The organism is Arthrobacter sp. Dra40 (assembly GCF_059091905.1).
Map to the genome: position 1 here is coordinate 16580 of NZ_JBNHHB010000051.1, position 18225 is coordinate 34804.

The following is an 18225-nucleotide window of genomic DNA, read 5'->3' on the forward strand; positions in this document are numbered from 1 at the left end:
CCGGCGGGGCCGGCCCCTCCCGGTGCTACCTGCGGCCGGCTTCAGCCGCGCGCAGGTCCGTGTTCGCCGGATGGTTGCCCTCGGTTTCTGCGGTAATCAGCACGTTCCCTTCGGAGATGGCCTCCGGCATGACGTCTGGTTCCAGCGTGGTGGCCAGCGGCTTTTCCACCACGAACAGGCACAGCACGGTGGCAGCCAAGGCCAACGGCACCATAAAGAGGAACAGCGGCATCAGCGCTTCGTTGTAGGAGGCGACAATCACGTCGTGCACCGGCCCGGGCAAGTGGGCGACCATGTCAGGTGTCAGCGAATTGCCGCCACCGGTGGCGGCCACTGCTGCGGCCGGAAGCCGGTCGTTGAGGAGGTCCACCAGCCGGTGGGCGAACAGGCTTCCGACCACGGCCGAACCGAGCGTGGCACCGATCTGCCGGAAGAAGTTGTTCGCCGCCGTCGCGGTGCCGACCTGCCGCAGCGGGAAGGAGTTCTGCACGATCAGCACCAGGATCTGCATATTCAGTCCCAGGCCAAGACCCAGCAGGCCCAGGTAGAGGCACAGCACCCAAACCCCTGTGTCTGCATGCACAAAGTACATCAACAGCAGGGCCACCGCCATCACAGCGGACCCTGCCACCGGCATCCATTTGTAGCGGCCGGTCCTCGAAACCAAGACACCGGAGAACAGGGACGACGCGAGCAGGGCCGCCATCATGGGAATCATCAGGAGCCCGGCCACCGTCGCGGACACACCGATGGCCATCTGGAAGTACGTAGGCATGTAGCCCAAGGCACCGAACATGGCCACCGAGACGAACAGGCCCGCAATGGTCGTCATGATGAAGTTGCGGTCGCGGAACATGGACATGGGGATGATCGGTTCGGCGGTCCTTCGCTCCACCAGCACGAACCCGACGGCGGCCAGGACCGTGGCGACGATCAGCCCAATCAGCACGGGGTCCGACCAGGCGAACGTACTGCCGCCCCAGCTGCTCACCAAAACCAGTCCGGTGGTCGCCGCCGCCATCAGCAGCATGCCCCAGAAGTCCAGCTTCGGCTTCACGGTGACCGGGCGGGACTTGAGGAAGAACAACGCACCAATCAGCGCCAGGACGCCCACGGGCAGGTTGAACCAGAAGGCCCAGCGCCAGCCCGGACCCTCGGTGAACCAGCCGCCCAGCAAGGGGCCGACGACGGAGGAGAACGCGAAGACGCCGCCCATGGCGCCCATGTACTTGCCGCGTTCGCGGGCCGGAACCACGTCGGCAATCACGGCCTGCGACAGGATCATCAACCCGCCGCCACCCAGGCCCTGGACCACACGGGAGGCAATGAGCCAGCCCATATCGGGCGCCAAGGCTCCGATCACCGAGCCGATCAGGAACACGACGATCGCACCGACCAGCAGATACTTGCGGCCGATCTGGTCGCCCAGCTTGCCGTAGATGGGCATCATGACCGTGGCAGCCAGAATGTAGGCGGTGATCACCCACAGCATCAGGTTGGCGCCGTTGAGTTCGCCCACGATGGTGGGCAGTGCGGTCGCCAGAATGGTCTGGTTCAGGGCGGCCAGCAACATGGCCATCATCAGCGCAGCGAATACCAACAGCAGGTTTCCATGGCTGTGGCCATGGTGCGCCGGCTTGGATGCCGTGGGACGCTGTTGCGCCTGTTGGCTCTCGTTCTTCATTCAGATTCCTTCAGGACTGTACGCAGCAGGGTCAAGCTGTGCTCGAGCGCCTCGGTCTGCGATTCCAGGGTGGGTTGGGACATGGTCTTTTGCATGGCAAAGCGCAGTGCGGCCCCTGCCGTCAGGACGAGCATGCGGGCAGCGTCATCAGCGGTGTACTGCCCGCCGACCGGGTGTGAGGCCAAAATCCGTTCAGCGTCCGCCAGCCGGTCGGAGCCCGCGAGCAGTTCGGCGACGGCAGCGGTGACCAGCTGCTCCACCTTGACCACGTACTGGACGCGGCGGTGCAGCAGGTGCGGGTACTTGTGCAGGATCTGGTGCCGGGTAGCGTCGTCTCCGCCTTGGATGGAGCGCATGACCGCCAGCATCAGTTTCCCCACCTCGTCCAGCAGGTTGGCCCGGACGTCGAACTCAGCCAGCATGGCTTCATCAAGCACCGGTTCCCGCAGGCCCAGCACCGCGTCTTCCTTGCACGGGAAGTAATTGAAGAACGTGCGCGGGGAAACCCCGGCGGACAGCGCGACGGCATCGACCGTGACGCTCTCGATGCCGTCCTCCAGCGCCGCTTCCGCCGCGGCGTCGTGCAGCGCAGACCAGCACTCGGCACGCTTGCGCTCGCGCAGGGAATTTGGTTGACTCACCGAACCAGTGTGCCAGCGGCCGGGTGCTTACACAAGTGCAAACTTGCACTCCTGCAAAAGATTAACGAACGTCACATCGCGGAGGGATTTCGCAGCTCGTCGGAGCCGATCGTCACCCATCCCCCTCGCGGACTACCGCAGCACCACCGTGCGGTTGCCGTGCAGGATCACCCGGCCTTCGCAATGCCACTTGACCGCGTTCGTCAGGGCCCTGCACTCGGTGTCGCGGCCGGCAGCGACCAGGTCCTCGGGGCCGAAGGTGTGGTCGACCTCCACCGTTTGCTGGGCGATAATCGGGCCTTCGTCCAGCTCGGCGTTGACGTAGTGAGCTGTGGCGCCCACGGTCTTCACGCCTTTGTCGTACGCCTGGTGATAAGGCTTGGCGCCCTTGAAACTGGGTAGGAAGGAGTGGTGGATGTTGATGGTGCGGCCGGTCAGCTCCCGACTCAGGTGGTCGCTGAGGACCTGCATATAGCGGGCCAGCACTACCAGCTCCACGTTGTAGGCGTCGATCAGTTGCAGCAGCTCGGCTTCGGCGGCTGGTTTCGTTTCCGGCGTGACGGGCACGTGGTAGTACGGAATTTCATGCCATTCCACCAGCCCCTTGTGGTCCAGGTGGTTGGAGACCACAGCGACGATCTCCACCGGCAGCTCCCCCATGCGGGAACGGAAGAGCAGGTCGTTGAGGCAATGTCCGAACTTGGACACCATCACCAGCACCCGCCGCCTGCGGCCCTTGGGCTCCAGCTGCCATGCCATGCCGTACCGCTCGGCCAGCGGCGCAAAGGCCTCGCGCAGCTGCTCGGTGGATGTGGCCTCGCCGTCCTCCCCGGCAAAGTCGGTGCGCATGAAAAAATGCCCGTCCCGCCGGTTGTCGAACTGCTTGAGTTCCTGGATGCTCTGGCCATGCTCGACCAGGAATCCGGAGACTGCATGGACAATGCCCAGCCGCTCGGGGCAGTCAAGGGTCAGGATGTGTTCTTGGTGGTTCGGCATGTTGCTACCCCGTTTCAGTCTGGCGTTGTGTCATGGCAGTCCGGACTGCCGCCGGAAGGAAGTCGTTGTATCCGCGGTTCAGCATGCGACGACGTTGACGGCCAGCCCGCCGCGGGACGTCTCCTTGTATTTGGACATCATGTCCGCCCCGGTATCGCGCATGGTCTTGATGGCCATGTCCAGGGACACGCGGTGGTCGCCGTCGCCGGCCAGCGCCAGCCGCGCGGCGTTGATCGCCTTGACGCTGGCGATGGCGTTGCGTTCGATGCAGGGTATCTGCACCAGGCCGCCCACCGGATCGCAGGTTAGGCCCAGGTTGTGCTCGATTCCGACCTCGGCGGCGTTTTCCACCTGCTCCGGGGTCCCGCCGAGCACCGCGCACAGTGCACCGGCGGCCATTGAACAGGCCGACCCCACCTCGCCCTGGCACCCGACCTCGGCCCCGGAAATCGAGGCGTTGGTCTTGAACAGGATGCCGATGGCTGCGGCGGTCAGCAGGAAATCCACCACCGCGTCGTCATCCGCGCCGGGCACAAACCTCGTGTAGTAGTGCAGCACTGCGGGCAGGATTCCGGCCGCGCCGTTGGTGGGCGCCGTGACAATCCGCCCGCCGGACGCGTTTTCCTCGTTGACCGCCAGCGCGTACAGGTTCACCCACTCCATCGCCCACAGCGGGTCGGCGTTCGGGGTGTTTGACTCAACACGCTCCGCCTCGGCGGCACGCAGCCTCCGCCGCAGTCCCGGCGCACGACGGCGGACCAACAGCGACCCGGGCAGCCTCTCCTCGGTGCGGGTACAGCCGTTTTCCACGCACTCCTGCATCACGTCCCAGATGCGCAACAGGTTTGCCCGCAGCTCCGCTTCGCTCCGCCAGGTGAGCTCGTTGGCCAGCATTATGCCGGCAATCGACGTTCCGGCTTCCCGACAGCGGGACAGCAGCTCAGCAGCAGTGGAAAAGGGGTACGGCAGCCGCTCCGCGGCCGCGGCTGCACTCCCTGCACCGGCGGCGTCTTCGGCCGCCACAACGAATCCGCCGCCCACAGAGTAATAGGAGGATTCACGCAGCGGTGAGCCACCGGCGTCGTACGCTGTGAAGGTCATGCCGTTGGGGTGCGCCGGCAGCGAGCGGCGGCGGTGCAGGACCACGTCGGCCGCCCGGTCGAACTCCACCAAATGCGTGCCCGCCAGGCGCAGCTTCCGTCCGGCCACCGCCTCCTCCACCTGAGCATCCGCGGCATCCGGGTCAACCGTCTCCGGCTCCTCGGCCTGCAGGCCCAGGATCACTGCCTTGTCCGATCCATGGCCGGCCCCGGTGGCACCGAGCGAGCCGAACAGCTCCGATTTCACCCGAACCACCGCACCCAGCAGCCCGTCGGCCGCCAGCGACTCGGCGAACTGACGGGCGGCCCGCATGGGACCCACCGTGTGCGACGAGGACGGTCCAATGCCGATCGAGAACAGGTCCAGCGCGCTCAGTGCCATTTCAATCGACCTCGGGCGAGGCGAACTCCGTCATGGCATCCAGCAGCCAGCGGGCGGTGTAATCCGCGAACGAGGCGCGCGGCATGATCCGGTAGACCTGGCCGCCGTCCTGCTCCGCGGTCTGCCACAGCAGCACCGGCACCGGGCCAAGCTGGGTCAGCACCGCGGTACCGGGTGCAAAAGCCCGCGGATGCAGGTCAACGTGGCACCCCTTCTCCAGCACGGCCCGTGCCGATGGCCCCGACAATTCCAGCGTGGTGCGGTTGGCGGACACATCGACGACGGCGCCTGGCTCACTGCCGAGGGCAGCGGTCAGGTCCGCCGTGGCGTCCGTGCCTTCGGGCCCGACCAGCAGGAACTCGTCCGGCCCCAGCCACAGGATGGCGGTCGAGTCGGCGCTGCCGGCGACCTCGCCATGGCCGGCCGGCAGCGGGAGCCCGGCGGCGGCTTCCAGCGCCTTGGCGCCCGCCGTTCCCGGTTCGGCCCGCAGGCCCACCATGTTCAGGAACGGGATTTCACGCAGGCTGACGCCACGTTCGCCGGTGACGGCGCCCTGGCGGATTGCCTCGGCCAAGTGCTCCAGCGGGCTGCGGCGCAGTGCTGCAATATCGGTCATGACCTGTTCAGCCATCACGACGGCTCCCTTCGGGGTCGTAAAGTACGGGTTCTGCGATGACGACGTCCACCAAGCGCCCGTTGATGGGCGCCTGCAGTGTCTCGCCGATGCGGTTGCGGCCGTTCCTGATCAGGGCGAGGCCGAAGCTGCGGCCCAACGCGGCGCTGTGGTAGCTGGAGGTCACGTGCCCCTCCATCGGCACCGGTGCCTCGGCCGGCGCGATGCGGGTGCCCTGGTTGACCAGCTGGGCGCCCTCGGGCAGGCGGAACGACTTGTCCACCGGCAGGACCCCGACCAACTGCTTGCGGTCCTCGCGCAGGTTGTCGGCGCGGGTGTAGGAGCGCTTGCCCACGAAGTCCTTGGCCTTGGACACCACCCATTCCATCCCGGCGTCCTGCGGGGTGACCGTGCCGTCAGTGTCCTGGCCGACGATGATGAAGCCCTTCTCGGCGCGCAGCACGTGCATGGTCTCGGTGCCGTACGGGGTGATGTTGAACTCCGCGCCGGCCTCGGCCACGTCTTCCCAGACCTTCAGGCCGTACCAAGAGGACACATTGATCTCGAATGCCAGCTCGCCGGAAAACGAAATCCGGCAGACTCGCGCCGGGATCCCGGAGGCGAGCGTGGTTTCCTTGAACGCCATGAACGGGAAAGCATCGTTGTCCAGGTCCAGCTCGGGCGCCAGCTTGGCGATAACCGCGCGGGACTTGGGACCCACGACGGCGACGGTGGTGTACTGCTCCGTGACCGAGTTGCACACGACGTCCAGCTCCGGCCATTCGGTCTGCAGCCACTCCTCCAGCCAGTCCAGCACCTTGGCCGCACCGCCGGTGGTGGTCGTCATGAAGTAGCGGTCTTCGTCCAGGCGCAGCGTCACGCCGTCGTCGAAAATCATGCCGTCCGGGGTGCACATCAGTCCGTAGCGGGCCAGGCCCGGCTTCAGTTTCTTGAATGCGTTGGTGTACATCCGGTTCAGGAACTCGCCGGCGTCCTTGCCGCGGATCTCGATCTTGCCCAGGGTGGTCGCATCCATGAAGCCGACGGATTCGCGGACGGCGGCGCATTCGCGCAGGACCGCGGCGTCCATGTCCTCGCCCGGCTGCGGGAAGTACCAGGGCCGCTTCCACTGTCCGACGTCCTCGAACAGGGCGCCGTGGGCGACGTGCCACGGGTGGATCGAGGTCAGCCGCGCCGGATCGAAGAGCTCCCCGCGCTGCCGGCCGGCCAGGGCGGCGAACGCCACCGGCGTGTAGGGGGCGCGGTAGGCGGTGGTGCCGATGCTTCCGACGTCGGGATTGTTCAGCGCCGCGGCAATGACGCCGATGGCGTTGACGCCGGAGGTCTTGCCTTGGTCGTTGGCGGTGCTGATCGAGGTGTAGCGCTTCACATGCTCCACGCTGCGCATGCCGGCCCCGGTCGAACGCAGCACGTCAGCGACCGTCTGGTCACGCTGGAAGTCCACGAAGTGGTTCTTCCACCCGGCGGCTTCGCCGTCGGGTGCAGGTACCAGCCACAGGGGCCGGATCGGGGAGAATATTTCGGCGGCGGCAGCGGGGATCTGCGGGTCTACGCTGAAGCCGGCGCGGTCGGCCGCTGCGGCGCCGGCGGCGGCACCTTCCTGCAGGCTGCCGGCCAGATCCATGGTGCCGTTGCAGGCGCCGGCGGTCTGCTGGTCCTTGACCGCGTGGCCGGGCACGAAGGCCGCCAGCTCGTCGTTCCAGGCCAGGCGGCGCTCGCGCTGGCTGTGCAGGTGCACCACCGGATTCCAGCCGCCGGAGACCGCCAGCAGGTCAGCGTCGATCGTTTCCGGTTCCCCGGTCAGCTGCCCTTCGGCATCCAAACTGCTGACGACGACGGCGCTGACCCTTCCGCCGTCGTTCTTGCCTTCCGTGTCCACCACGGCACTGCCGCTGATCACTCGGGTGCCGGCCGTGCGCACGGTTTCCGCGGCGTCGGCGCTGATCCCGGTCCGCGCCTCCACCACGGCGGCGACCTTGATGCCCGCCGCGGACAGGTCGGCGACCAGCTTGTAAGCCGAGTCGTTGTTGGTGGCGATGACCACCTGGTTGCCGGCGGCCACTGCGTACCGGTTGAGGTAGCTGCGGACGGCGGAGGCCAGCATGATGCCGGGCCGGTCATTGTTCGCGAAGACGATGGGACGTTCGTGCGCGCCGGTGGCGAGCAGCACTTGCTTGGCGCGGACGTGCCAGATGCGCTCGCGGGAGACACCGGCTCCCAGTTCACCGGCCAGGTGGTCGGTGCGGCGCTGGACGGCCACCATGAAGTTGCTGTCGTAGCTGCCGAACACCGTGGTACGGGGCAGGTAGGTGAGCTCTTCGGCGGCGGACAACTCCGCGACGGTCCGGGCCACCCACTCCTGGGCGGGCAGGCCGTCGATGGTCTCGCCGCGGCCCGACAGCAGCGAGCCGCCGGCCTCGGGCTGCTCGTCCATCAGGATCACGCGCGCGCCGCTCCTGGCTGCTTCGCGGGCGGCGGCCAGGCCGGCCGGTCCGGCGCCGACCACCAACACATCGGTGTGCACGTACTTGCGGTCATAGACGGCCTCGTCGGTCCGGGGATCCAGCTGGCCCAGGCCGCTGAGCAGCTTGGCGTCCATGCCGTCCGTCAGCTCCAGGGCCGTCGCCGGCAGCATGGACTCGTCAACGTGCCCGGCGTAGCGGGCACTGACCTTGACCAGGGCGTTGGGCTCTTCCACGCCGGCTGACATAATGCCTCGCGGACGGCCCAGATACAGCGAGTTGCCCACTGTGGCCTTGCCGGCCGCGAGCAGCGCGGAGGCCAGGGTGTCCCCGGCGTAGCCCGTGTACGGTTCGCCGTCGAGCGTGAAGTTCAGCGGCTTGTTCCGGTCGATCCGGGCAGCGGCGTCGGGTGCGGCAAGCCGCTGGGACTGGTTGGCGAGGTTGCTGGGGGCGGTCATTTCGCTCCTCCTTCGGCTGGCTGGGCCTTGGCACCTGCGAGGCCTCCGACGTCGATCGGTGGTTTCTCCCCGGGCTTGTACACGGCCTTGAATTCATAGCTGACGGTGTCGCGCACCGCGTTGAACCAGCGCCGGCAGCCGGTGCTGTGCACCCAGCGTTCGGCGAAGAGGCCCTTCGGGTTGGCGCGGTAAAAGAGGAACCTGGCCCATTCCGCGTCGCTCAGTTGGTTCGGGTCTTCCGGGTAGGCCACGTGTGCCTGGCCGCCGTAGTGGTATTCGGTCTCGTCGCGCGGCCCGCACCAGGGGCATTCGATCAGAAGCATCGCGGTCTTCCTTCCTAGTGGGCCACGGCGGCGGCGCCGTGTTCGTCGATGAGGTGCCCGGTCTCGAACCGGTCCAGGGCAAAGGGTGCGTTCAGCGGGTGCGGTTCATCTGTGGCGATGGTGTGGGCGAAGGTGTATCCGGCGCCGGGCGTTCCCTTGAAGCCGCCGGTTCCCCAGCCGCAGTTCACGTAGAGCTGGTCGATTGGCGTCTTGGACACGATCGGCGAGGCATCCATGGTGGTGTCGACGATGCCGCCCCAGGTCCGCAGCACATGGGCGCGGGCGAAGATCGGGAAGAGTTCGACGGCGGCCGCCATCTGTTCCTCGATGACGTGGAAGGCGCCGCGCTGGCCGTAGCCGTTGTAGGTGTCGATGCCCGCGCCCATCACCAGTTCGCCCTTGTGCGCCTGGGAGACGTAGACGTGGACGTGGTTGGACATGACCACCGTGGGGTGGACCGGCTCGTGCAGCTCGGAGACCAGCGCCTGCAGCGGGTGGGACTGGATCGGCAGCTCGAAGCCGGCCAGTTCGGCCAGCACCGAGCTGTGTCCTGCACCGGCCAGGCCGACCTTGCCGGCGTTAATCCGGCCGCGGCTGGTTTCGACGCCGACAACCCGGTCGCCGTCCTTGAGGAAGCCCGTGACCTCGCAGTTCTGGATAATGTCCACGCCCATCTCGTCGCACTTGCGGGCGAAGGCCCAGGCCACGTGGTCGTGCTTGGCGATGCCGGCGCGGGGCTGGTAGGTCGCCCCCATCACCGGGTAGCGGATGTTGTCCCCGGTGTTGATGATCGGGCAGAGTTCCTTCACCTGGTCCGGGGTGATCCATTCGGCGTCCACGCCGTTGAGCTGGTTGGCGTTCACCCGGCGGATGCTCTCGCGCACGTCCTGCAGGGTGTGTGCCAGGTTCATCACGCCGCGCTGGGAGAAGAGGAAATCGTAGTCGAGTTCCTCCGGCAGCTGCTCCCAGAGTTTGAGCGAGTGCTCGTAGATTCCCGCGCTCTCGTCCCACAGGTAGTTGGAGCGGATGATCGTGGTGTTGCGGGCCATGTTGCCGCCGGCCAGCCACCCGCGCTCCAGCACCGCGATGTTGGTCATGCCGTGGTTCTTGGCCAGGTAGTAGGCGGTGGCCAGGCCGTGGCCGCCGCCTCCGACGATCACGGCGTCGTAAGAGGATTTCGGGTCGGGATTCCGCCAGAGGAAGTCCGGGTGCTCGGGCAGCAGATCGGCCATTATTCGGCTCCGTTCGGCTCGGCGTTCAGGGTGGGGTACAGCGGGAACTTCTCCGCCAGCACGGCCACGCGGCCGCGCAGTTCGGTGAGCAGTTCCGCGGCTGGTTCACGGATCAGCGCGGCGGCAATAATGTCAGCCACCTCGGCAAATTCGTCGGCGCCGAAGCCGCGGGTGGCCAGCGCCGGGGTTCCAATCCGCAGGCCGGAAGAAACCATGGGCGGGCGCGGATCGAAGGGCACGGCATTGCGGTTCACCGTGATGCCGATGGAGTGCAGCCGGTCCTCGGCCTGCTGGCCGTCCAGGTCAGAGTTGCGCAGGTCCACCAGGACCAGGTGCACGTCCGTGCCGCCGCTGACCAGGCTGATGCCGGCAGCTGCAACGTCGTCGGCCAGCAGCCGCTGCGCCAGCAGTTGGGCTCCCTCCAGCGTCCGCTGCTGCCGGTCGGCGAACTCACCGGAGGCGGCAAGCTTGAAGGCGACCGCCTTGGCGGCCACCACATGCTCCAGCGGGCCGCCCTGCTGACCGGGGAACACCGCGGAGTTGATCTTCTTGGCCAGCTCCTGCGTGGAGAGGATCACTCCCCCGCGCGGCCCGCCCAGCGTCTTGTGCGTGGTGGTAGTGACGACGTCGGCGTACGGCACCGGATTCGGGTGCAGGCCGGCGGCGACGAGTCCGGCGAAGTGCGCCATGTCCACCATCAGGTAGGCGCCCACCCTGTCCGCGATGCGGCGGAACTCCGCGAAGTCCAGCTGGCGGGTGTAGGCGGACCAGCCGGCCACGATCAGCTTCGGCTCATGCTCGACGGCGAGCCGCTCCACCTCTGCCATGTCGATCGTGTGATCGGTCTCGGAGACCCCGTAGGAGACGACGTTGTAGAGCCTGCCGGAAAAATTGATCTTCATGCCGTGGGTCAGGTGCCCGCCGTGGGCAAGGTCCAGGCCCAGGATGGTGTCTCCCGGGTTCAGCAACGCGAACATCGCCGCCGCATTGGCCTGCGCGCCGGAGTGTGGCTGGACGTTGGCCGCTGCGGCGCCGAAAAGATCCTTGACCCGGTCGATGGCCAATTGTTCAATGACGTCCACGTGTTCGCAGCCACCGTAGTAGCGCCGTCCCGGGTAGCCCTCGGCGTACTTGTTGGTCAGCACCGAGCCTTGGGCTTCCATGACGGCCACCGGCGCGAAGTTTTCCGACGCAATCATTTCCAGCGTGGACTGCTGGCGTAACAGTTCGTTGCCAATGGCCTGGGCGACTTCGGGATCCGCTGCCGCCAAGGTGGCAGAGAGGGTGTTCACCATCCGACTTCTCCTTCGAAGAACTTGATCCGCCACTACTAATGTGTGACTGATATATCAGAACTGGTTGCAATAGTATGATGGGGATCACAGCGAGTCAATAGGTTCCAACCGAGAGTGAAATGCGGCGCGGAACCAGGAATCAGGCCCTCACACCAGCAAGGGAGCACCATGAGCATGACTGCCGAAACCGAGGCCGGCGCCGAGCACCTGTCACTGGCCGAGCAGGCTTACCGGGCGCTGCGGGACAAGCTCATCATGTTGGACATCCGCCCCGGGGCCCCGATCAACGACGGACAACTCGCCGCCGAGCTCGGCTTTGGCCGCACGCCGGTCCGCGAAGCGCTGAAGAAGCTGGAAATCGACCACCTGGTCATGTCGTACCCCCGCCGGGGCACCTTCGCCACGATCGTGGATATCACCGAACTCGCGGCGGTCTCCGAGATGCGGCGGGTACTGGAACCCCTTGCCGCCCGCAAGGCCGCAGAGTCCGCCAGCCAGGCAACACGCGCAGAACTGTCGGAGCTGGCGCGGGACATCGAGAAGCTCGACGACGACCGACCCGACAAGCACGACCTGATGCGCTACGACCTCAGCGTGCACCGCGCGATCTATGCCGCGGCCGGAAACCCGCACCTCGAGGACACGTTGATCCGCCTGGACAACCTCGCGACCCGCATCTGGTGCCTCGTCCTGGACAAAGTCCCCACGGTGTCCGGCCATATCGCCGAACACGCGGAACTGCTGGACTCAATTGTCGACGGCGATGCGGACCGGGCGGGCAACCTCGCCCTTGCCCACATCACCAGCTTCGAAAAGACCATCCGCGCGGTCCTTTAGCGCCCGAGTGCCGGCCCTTTGTGGAAACGGGCCTCGGCAATATTCCGGGGAGTTCCAAAAAACTGTTGACTGCGTCACACCGCTGACATATTGTTCCCGGACAAACTCATATATCAGACCCGGGGGAACCTTGACACAAACATCGCAGACCACAGCGCACCTGGACACTGTGGAGAAAACGAGTCTGCTGCGCGTCCTCACCTACGCCGGGGCAATCGTGGCCTTTTTGATCGGCTCCGGATTCGCGACCGGCCAGGAAATCCTGCAGTACTTCACGTCCTACGGCTATTGGGGAATCTTTGGCACCGGAATCCTGGTCCTTGTCCTCATGACCTATGTCGCCGTCGAGTTCTTCTCCGTCGGCCAGGCGAAGAAGTTTGAGCGACCCTCGTTGATTTTCCATTACTACTGCGGCAAGCATCTGGGAACGTTTTTCGACTTCTTCTCAATCCTTTTCGTCTTCTTAAGCTTCACGGTGATGGTCTCCGGCGCAGGTGCTGTCTTCGAAGAGCATTACAACCTGTCCAAATACATCGGCGGAGTCGGACTGGCCGTGGCCGTAGGCATCAGTGTGTGGTTTGGCCTCAAAAGCCTGGTCGACGTCATTGGCAAAATCGGCCCCCTCATCGTCGTCATCGCGATTGCGCTCGGCATCCTCGGGATTGTCCAGAACCCGGGAGGTATCGCCGAAGGCAATGCGCTGCTGCCCGAACTGGACCTAACGCAGGCGTCGACAAACTGGTTCATGTCCGGCCTGTCCTACGTCGGCTTCTGCATGCTCTGGCTGGCCGCTTTCCTCACCGCGCTCGGCAAGACGGCGCGCAGCCGCCGGGAAGCCGCCTCCGGCGGTCTGGTCGGGGCAATCGCCTTCTCTGCGGCCTGCATTATCGTTGGCCTGGGCCTGCTTGCGAACATCACGCGGGTCGGCGGGACCGAGATTCCGATGCTCGTTTTGGCGAGCGATGCTGGCCCGCTGCTCGCCTCCGGGATTTCGCTGATGATCCTCGCGGGCATTTACACGACGGCGGTCCCGTTGTTGTGGACGGTCTCGTCGCGCTTCTTTGCGGACAAGACGGCCCGCTTCAAATACCTGACGCTCGCACTCGCCGCCATCGGGACCGTGATCGGCCTGGTCCTGCCGTTCTCCCAGATGGTCAATATCGTGTACGTTATCAACGGCTACGTCGGCATCGTGCTGTTGGTCCTGATGCTGGTCAAGACCGGCACACGGCTAGTTCGGCGCCAGTCACTCTAACGATGCCTCCGCAGCGTTAGCGCAGTCCGCCGCCCATTGGTGCACGGGCTGCGCTGCAGGCATCGCCGAGGTTGCATCCGGGGAGGCGCAGCTCGCAAGAGTTGCGCCTCCCCGCACGTGCCCCGGTCAGCTCCTACGACGCCGCAGGCATGCCGGCACCAACTATCCCCGGTGCCCGCTTCGGCTAGCTCATCCGCGGCAAGATTCGCCTCGTGCTCCGGCCGCCACAGCTATCTCCGCGCACATCCTGTAGCGCCCAAGTGCCGGGCCTTGGTGGAGGCGCCCAACCGGGGCTACAACCCCGCCGTCGGGTCAGCTGCCGAGTTCGGCAGGCGAGGGGTTCTTGGCCAAGCGGACGGCCAGGTTGAGTCCCGACATTTTCGCCGTGCCCCGTGGGTCGCCGCCCAACAGATCGAAAATCTTCCGCAGCCGCTTGTGCAGTGTCTGTCGTTCCACAAAGAGAATCCGCGCAGTCTCGGCGGAATTGCATCCGCTGATAAGCCAGACGTCGAGGGTATCGAGCAGCCGAGTTCCCCGCCTGCGGTCATAGTCCAGCAGCTCGCCGAGCAGTTCCTGGGTGATGCGTCCGACCACGGGTCCGGCGAGCTCACGGGCCGCCAGCCGTTCGAGGACGAAGTCCTCGCAGTCGCGGATGTTGCTCTCCAGGTCGCCCGGAGCTCCGACCGACTGGGTCAGCCTGGCTTCGATCAGGGACGAATGGGCGTGCAATGGCGTGGCCACCGTAGGCCCAATGGCGCCCGCCACCGCCAACCCTCGGAAGTCGGCACGCAGCCCTTCCAGAATCTCCCGCCGCTCCTGCCGCGTCCCGCTGATGCTGAGCTGGACCAGGGCGCACAGACTGTCGCCATCCAGATAGGTCCGGGCGTCGGGACACCTGCTCGTGAGGATCCGCTCTGCCACTCCGCGCACGCTGCTCAGCCCAATCCGGCGGAATACCATCACGAAGGCCGGCTGAACCGTCGACATACCCGCGGCGGTGCACAGCTCGTGGATCTGTGAGGCGGCGGCACCACTGACGACAGCCCGCATCAGGGCGGTGTGGGCGATTTGCTGCGCCGTCGGCCGGTGCTGCTGGGACACGGCCAGGGCCAGAATGCTGCTGATCCGCTCTCCTACCGTCTTCAACAACTCCGGAGTAACGTCCCGCCGGCTTTGAAGCCGCAGCCGGGCAGACACCAGGCTGCCCACGAAGATGTCCGATTCCACATTCACCGAGGTGGAATCCGGAGGAAACCCGCCGGCGAACTCCAGAACGGACCCGTTGGGATCCAGCAGCGCCGCCTCGATGCGCAGCGCCTGGGAAACAATATCGATCAACGGGCTCAGCGCAGGTCCGGACGACGCCAGGTGTTCAGCCAAGCGCTGCGAAATGGAATCAGCGGTCTGCAGGGCCGTGACGTGTTCAGACACGACTTGCCGGTTGACCTCTTCCGCTATTTCCACGAACGGAACCACGCGACGCAGCTCAATCAACGGCAGGCCTGCCTCCTCGGCCGCCTGGACCAATTCGGCGGACAGCGAGCGGCCGGAGCCTGCGGTTTGGATCGCCAAGGCGGTCACGTGCCGGGCCGCCAGGCTGCGAACATATTCCTGTTGAGCTGCGGGCTTGAGGTTGAACAGGGCGTCGCCACCGCTGAGCAGCAGTTCCTGGCCACGCAGCAACGGAGCGATCTCGAGCACTTCGCTCGAGTGAACCCATCGCACCTTGCCGGTCGGAATCAGGTTCTTGCCGGCTCGGACCAAGGGACTGGCGCGCTGCATCAGCTCAAGCTCCAGTACATCCGACAGCATCACGACCATGAAAACCCCATCCCTTGTGCGCTCCGACCCCCAAGCAGGTGACGGAGTGTCACCCCTTGGCGGACCAAGTGGTTACTATCCGAATATACTCTGTGAGCTGCATCACCCCTACTCTGGTTGGAGTCCTGCTCCGCCTAGCGTCCCAACAGTCAGGAGACCGCCATGAGCCAGAGATCCGCCACGAAGTCCGAACAAAGCACCCAACACGTAGAAGACATTCTGCAGCCGGTCCCCGAATCGGCCCGCACCACCAAGCTTTCGGGCCAGTTCTGGATTTGGGCGGGCGCCAACGTCGCGCCCATCAACTGGATTCTCGGCGCCTTGGGCATCCATCTTGGCCTTGGCCTGGCGGACACGCTGACCGTCCTGATCGCCGGAAATGTCATCGGCATGCTCGGATTCGGCTTCTTCGTCCTTCTGGGCCAGCGCACCGGGGCCACCGGCATGCTGCTGGCGCGCGGGGCGTTCGGACGCCGCGGGGCGTACCTGCCGGCGGCAATCCAGGCCGTGATCGCCATTGGCTGGTCCGCCGTCAACACCTGGGTGATCCTGGACCTCATCATGGCCCTGTTCGGAATGATCGGCTGGGTCGACCCCAATCTCACGAACATGGGTTGGCGGATCGGCACAGCAGCCGTGATCATGGGCATCCAGGTGGCCATTTGCTACCGCGGTTACCGAGCCATCTCCCGCTTCGAGCGCATCACGATGCCGCCGACGGTGCTGGTGCTGATCGCCATGTCCATCGTGGCCTGGACCCAGCTCGATATCGACTGGACCTACCAGGGCCCGGTCGGCGAAGTGCTCACCGGAATGCCGCGCATCGCAGCGATGTCCTCCATCATGACCGCGATCGGCATCGGCTGGGGCATCGGCTGGTTCACCTACGCACCCGACTACTCCCGCTTCGTCAGCAAGAAGATCAAGCCGTCCAAGCTCTACATGGTCAGCGTCCTGGGCCAGTTCCTTCCGGTCGTCTGGCTCGGTGTCCTGGGGGCGAGCCTGGCCACGAAGAACGGCACCGCCGATCCCGGCCACCTCATCGTCGAAAGCTACGGAACCTTCGCCATCCCGGTCATCCTGTTGGTCATCCACGGACCGATCGCCACGAACATCATCAACATGTACACCTTCAGCGTCGCCACCCAGGCGCTGGACATCCAGGTCTCGCGCAAGAAGCTGTCCATTCTCGTGGGCTGCCTGGCGATGGTCGCGGTTATCGGTTTCATGTTCGCGACCGATTTCGCCCACATGCTGCACAACTGGATCATTGCGATCGCAGCCTGGGTGGCCACCTGGGGCGGAATCATGGCCGTGCACTATTACGTCTTTGAGCGCCGCCACAAGAACTACAGCTACCTGTTCCGCTCGCTCAATGACACTCAACTCAAGGCCTTCAACCCGGCAGCGTTCATCGCATTCTTCGCCGGCATCTTCATGACCTGGATGTGCATGTACGGCTCTGTCCCCGCCCTGCAGGGTCCCCTGGCGCGGGCTGTCGGCGGCGTCGACTTCTCCTGGCTGGGCGGCACGCTGACTTCCGCCACCGTCTACTTCCTCCTCGGCTACCCCCGGTTCCGCTCACGGATAGCCGCCGGCATTCCGCTGGGCCTGAAGCAAAGCAGTTCCGACGAGGAGTTCCTCAGGGACCACGGGAACTGTGAAACAGCCTTGGTCGACGCCGTCGAGCCCGCCGTCGAGCCCACCGTCGAGCCCGCCGCGACCAACACGCCCCCCGCTCCCGAGAACCGGGCGACTACCCCAACCACGTAGCCGCCGCCCGTGGACCCGCAGTTACGTGTCCACCCCACAACGTCCCATGTACGAACGCACTAAGGAGTATCCATGACCATCGCCCCCAGCTCAGCCAACAGCGTTGCCGAACTCGAGCGCCTGAAGGTCCTGCACAACGGAGAAAAACAGCAACTGACGTTCTCCGATGCAGAGTTCGAACGCCGCCTGACCGGGCTCCGCGCCATCATGGCCGCCAAGGAGCTCGACGCGGTCATCCTGACCAGCTATCACGGCATCAAGTACTACTCGGACTTCCTGTACACGACGTTTGGCCGCAACTACGCCTTGGTCGTCACCGCAGATGACTCGGTCACGGTCACCGCCAACATTGACGCCGGCATGCCGTGGCGCACCAGCTATGGCGAGAACATCGTCTACACGGACTGGAAGCGCGACAACTTCTACTTCGGTCTGCAGGAAGCCCTGCGCCAGCGCGGTGTCAGCGCACGCCGCCTCGGTGTCGAGGACGACGCCCTGCCGCTGATGACCCGCCAGCGCATCCAGGCTGCGTTCGAGGGAGCCGAACTGCTCGACGTCTCCCAGGACGCGATGCGCCAGCGGATGATCAAGTCGGCCGAGGAAATCGAGGTCATCAAGCACGGGGCACGGATCGGCGACTTGGGCGGCGAGGCCATCAAGGCCGCCATCCGGGAAGGCATCAGCGAGTACGAAGTGGCACTGATCGGCACCGAAGCCATGGTGCACGAAATTGCCCGCACCTTCCCGCACCGGGAAGTCCGTGACACGTGGGTCTGGTTCCAGTCCGGCATCAACACCGACGGAGCGCACAACTGGGCCACCACCCGCAAGCTGCAGCGCGGGGACATCCTGTCCCTAAACTGCTTCCCGATGACCTCCGGTTACTACACCGCGCTGGAACGGACCCTGTTCCTGGGCGAACCGGACGAACGCTCGCTCGAACTGTGGAACATCAACGTGGAGGTCCACCGCCGCGGGCTGGAACTGATCAAGCCCGGCGCCGTCTGCAAGGACATCGCCGCCGAGCTGAACGAGATCTACATCGGCCATGGGCTCCTCGCGAACCGCACCTTCGGGTACGGCCACTCCTTCGGCGTCCTTTCGCACTACTACGGACGCGAAGCCGGCCTGGAACTGCGCGAGGACATCGACACCGTACTGGAACCGGGCATGGTCGTTTCCATGGAGCCGATGATCACCGTCGCCGACGGCGAACCGGGTGCCGGCGGCTACCGCGAACACGACATCCTCGTCATCGGCGAAGACACCGTCGAAAACATCACCAAGTTCGGTTTCGGCCCCGAGAACAACATCATCCCGGCCTGACCATGC

General features: G+C 65.5%; 14 protein-coding genes. 4 read left to right on the forward strand and 10 right to left on the reverse strand.

Annotation, left to right across the window (positions count from 1 at the left end; all coding sequences use genetic code 11):
- Nucleotides 1–25: 25 nt before the first annotated feature.
- From AC5RWT_RS19010 to glyA, 9 genes are all read right to left on the reverse strand, one after another.
- Nucleotides 26–1684: an MDR family MFS transporter gene (locus AC5RWT_RS19010; RefSeq protein WP_494081516.1), complete on the reverse strand. Its 1659-nt coding sequence runs from the start codon at nucleotides 1682–1684 to the stop codon at nucleotides 26–28.
- Nucleotides 1681–2325, reverse strand: a complete 645-nt coding sequence (locus AC5RWT_RS19015; RefSeq protein ID WP_494081517.1) for a TetR/AcrR family transcriptional regulator — start codon at nucleotides 2323–2325, stop codon at nucleotides 1681–1683. The genes AC5RWT_RS19010 and AC5RWT_RS19015 overlap by 4 nt, the downstream gene beginning before the upstream one ends.
- A gap of 132 nt (nucleotides 2326–2457) precedes the next feature.
- Entirely contained in the window at nucleotides 2458–3321 is an 864-nt protein-coding gene (gene purU / locus AC5RWT_RS19020) for a formyltetrahydrofolate deformylase (RefSeq protein ID WP_494081518.1), read from the reverse strand.
- 78 nt (nucleotides 3322–3399) lie between these two features.
- Nucleotides 3400–4803 carry an L-serine ammonia-lyase gene (locus AC5RWT_RS19025; protein WP_494081519.1) on the reverse strand — a complete coding sequence of 468 codons (1404 nt, stop codon included), beginning with the start codon at nucleotides 4801–4803 and terminating at the stop codon, nucleotides 3400–3402.
- Nucleotide 4804: 1 nt separating this feature from the next.
- Nucleotides 4805–5434 (reverse strand): sarcosine oxidase subunit gamma, encoded by a 630-nt coding sequence (locus AC5RWT_RS19030; protein ID WP_494081520.1) that lies wholly within the window; start codon nucleotides 5432–5434, stop codon nucleotides 4805–4807.
- The gene (locus tag AC5RWT_RS19035) at nucleotides 5427–8357 is read right to left on the reverse strand and encodes a sarcosine oxidase subunit alpha family protein (protein ID WP_494081521.1); all 2931 of its coding nucleotides are present in this window, start codon (nucleotides 8355–8357) and stop codon (nucleotides 5427–5429) included. Before AC5RWT_RS19035 ends, AC5RWT_RS19030 begins: the two co-directional genes overlap by 8 nt.
- A complete protein-coding gene (locus AC5RWT_RS19040; RefSeq protein ID WP_493968641.1) occupies nucleotides 8354–8680 on the reverse strand; it encodes a sarcosine oxidase subunit delta in 327 nt (108 codons plus the stop codon). The genes AC5RWT_RS19035 and AC5RWT_RS19040 overlap by 4 nt, the downstream gene beginning before the upstream one ends.
- Nucleotides 8681–8694: 14 nt before the next feature.
- Complete coding sequence (locus AC5RWT_RS19045) at nucleotides 8695–9912, reverse strand: sarcosine oxidase subunit beta family protein (RefSeq protein ID WP_494081522.1); 1218 nt, start codon at nucleotides 9910–9912, stop codon at nucleotides 8695–8697.
- Nucleotides 9912–11207, reverse strand: coding sequence for a serine hydroxymethyltransferase (glyA, locus tag AC5RWT_RS19050; RefSeq protein ID WP_494081523.1), 1296 nt, complete (start codon nucleotides 11205–11207; stop codon nucleotides 9912–9914). The genes AC5RWT_RS19045 and glyA overlap by 1 nt, the downstream gene beginning before the upstream one ends.
- Before the next feature lie 168 nt (nucleotides 11208–11375).
- On the opposite strand from glyA, the gene AC5RWT_RS19055 reads away from it, so the two are divergent.
- Nucleotides 11376–12044 carry a GntR family transcriptional regulator gene (locus AC5RWT_RS19055; protein ID WP_494081524.1) on the forward strand — a complete coding sequence of 223 codons (669 nt, stop codon included), beginning with the start codon at nucleotides 11376–11378 and terminating at the stop codon, nucleotides 12042–12044.
- A 130-nt stretch (nucleotides 12045–12174) separates the two neighbouring features.
- Entirely contained in the window at nucleotides 12175–13299 is a 1125-nt protein-coding gene (locus tag AC5RWT_RS19060) for a YkvI family membrane protein (protein WP_494081525.1), read from the forward strand.
- 312 nt (nucleotides 13300–13611) lie between these two features.
- Here the strand turns inward: AC5RWT_RS19060 and AC5RWT_RS19065 are convergent, their stop codons facing one another.
- Nucleotides 13612–15120, reverse strand: a complete 1509-nt coding sequence (locus AC5RWT_RS19065; RefSeq protein WP_494081526.1) for a PucR family transcriptional regulator — start codon at nucleotides 15118–15120, stop codon at nucleotides 13612–13614.
- 162 nt (nucleotides 15121–15282) lie between these two features.
- Between AC5RWT_RS19065 and AC5RWT_RS19070 the strand changes: the two genes are divergently transcribed.
- Complete coding sequence (locus tag AC5RWT_RS19070) at nucleotides 15283–16893, forward strand: purine-cytosine permease family protein (RefSeq protein ID WP_494081527.1); 1611 nt, start codon at nucleotides 15283–15285, stop codon at nucleotides 16891–16893.
- 72 nt (nucleotides 16894–16965) lie between these two features.
- Complete coding sequence (locus AC5RWT_RS19075; RefSeq protein ID WP_494081528.1) at nucleotides 16966–18219, forward strand: M24 family metallopeptidase; 1254 nt, start codon at nucleotides 16966–16968, stop codon at nucleotides 18217–18219.
- Nucleotides 18220–18225 lie beyond the last annotated feature (6 nt).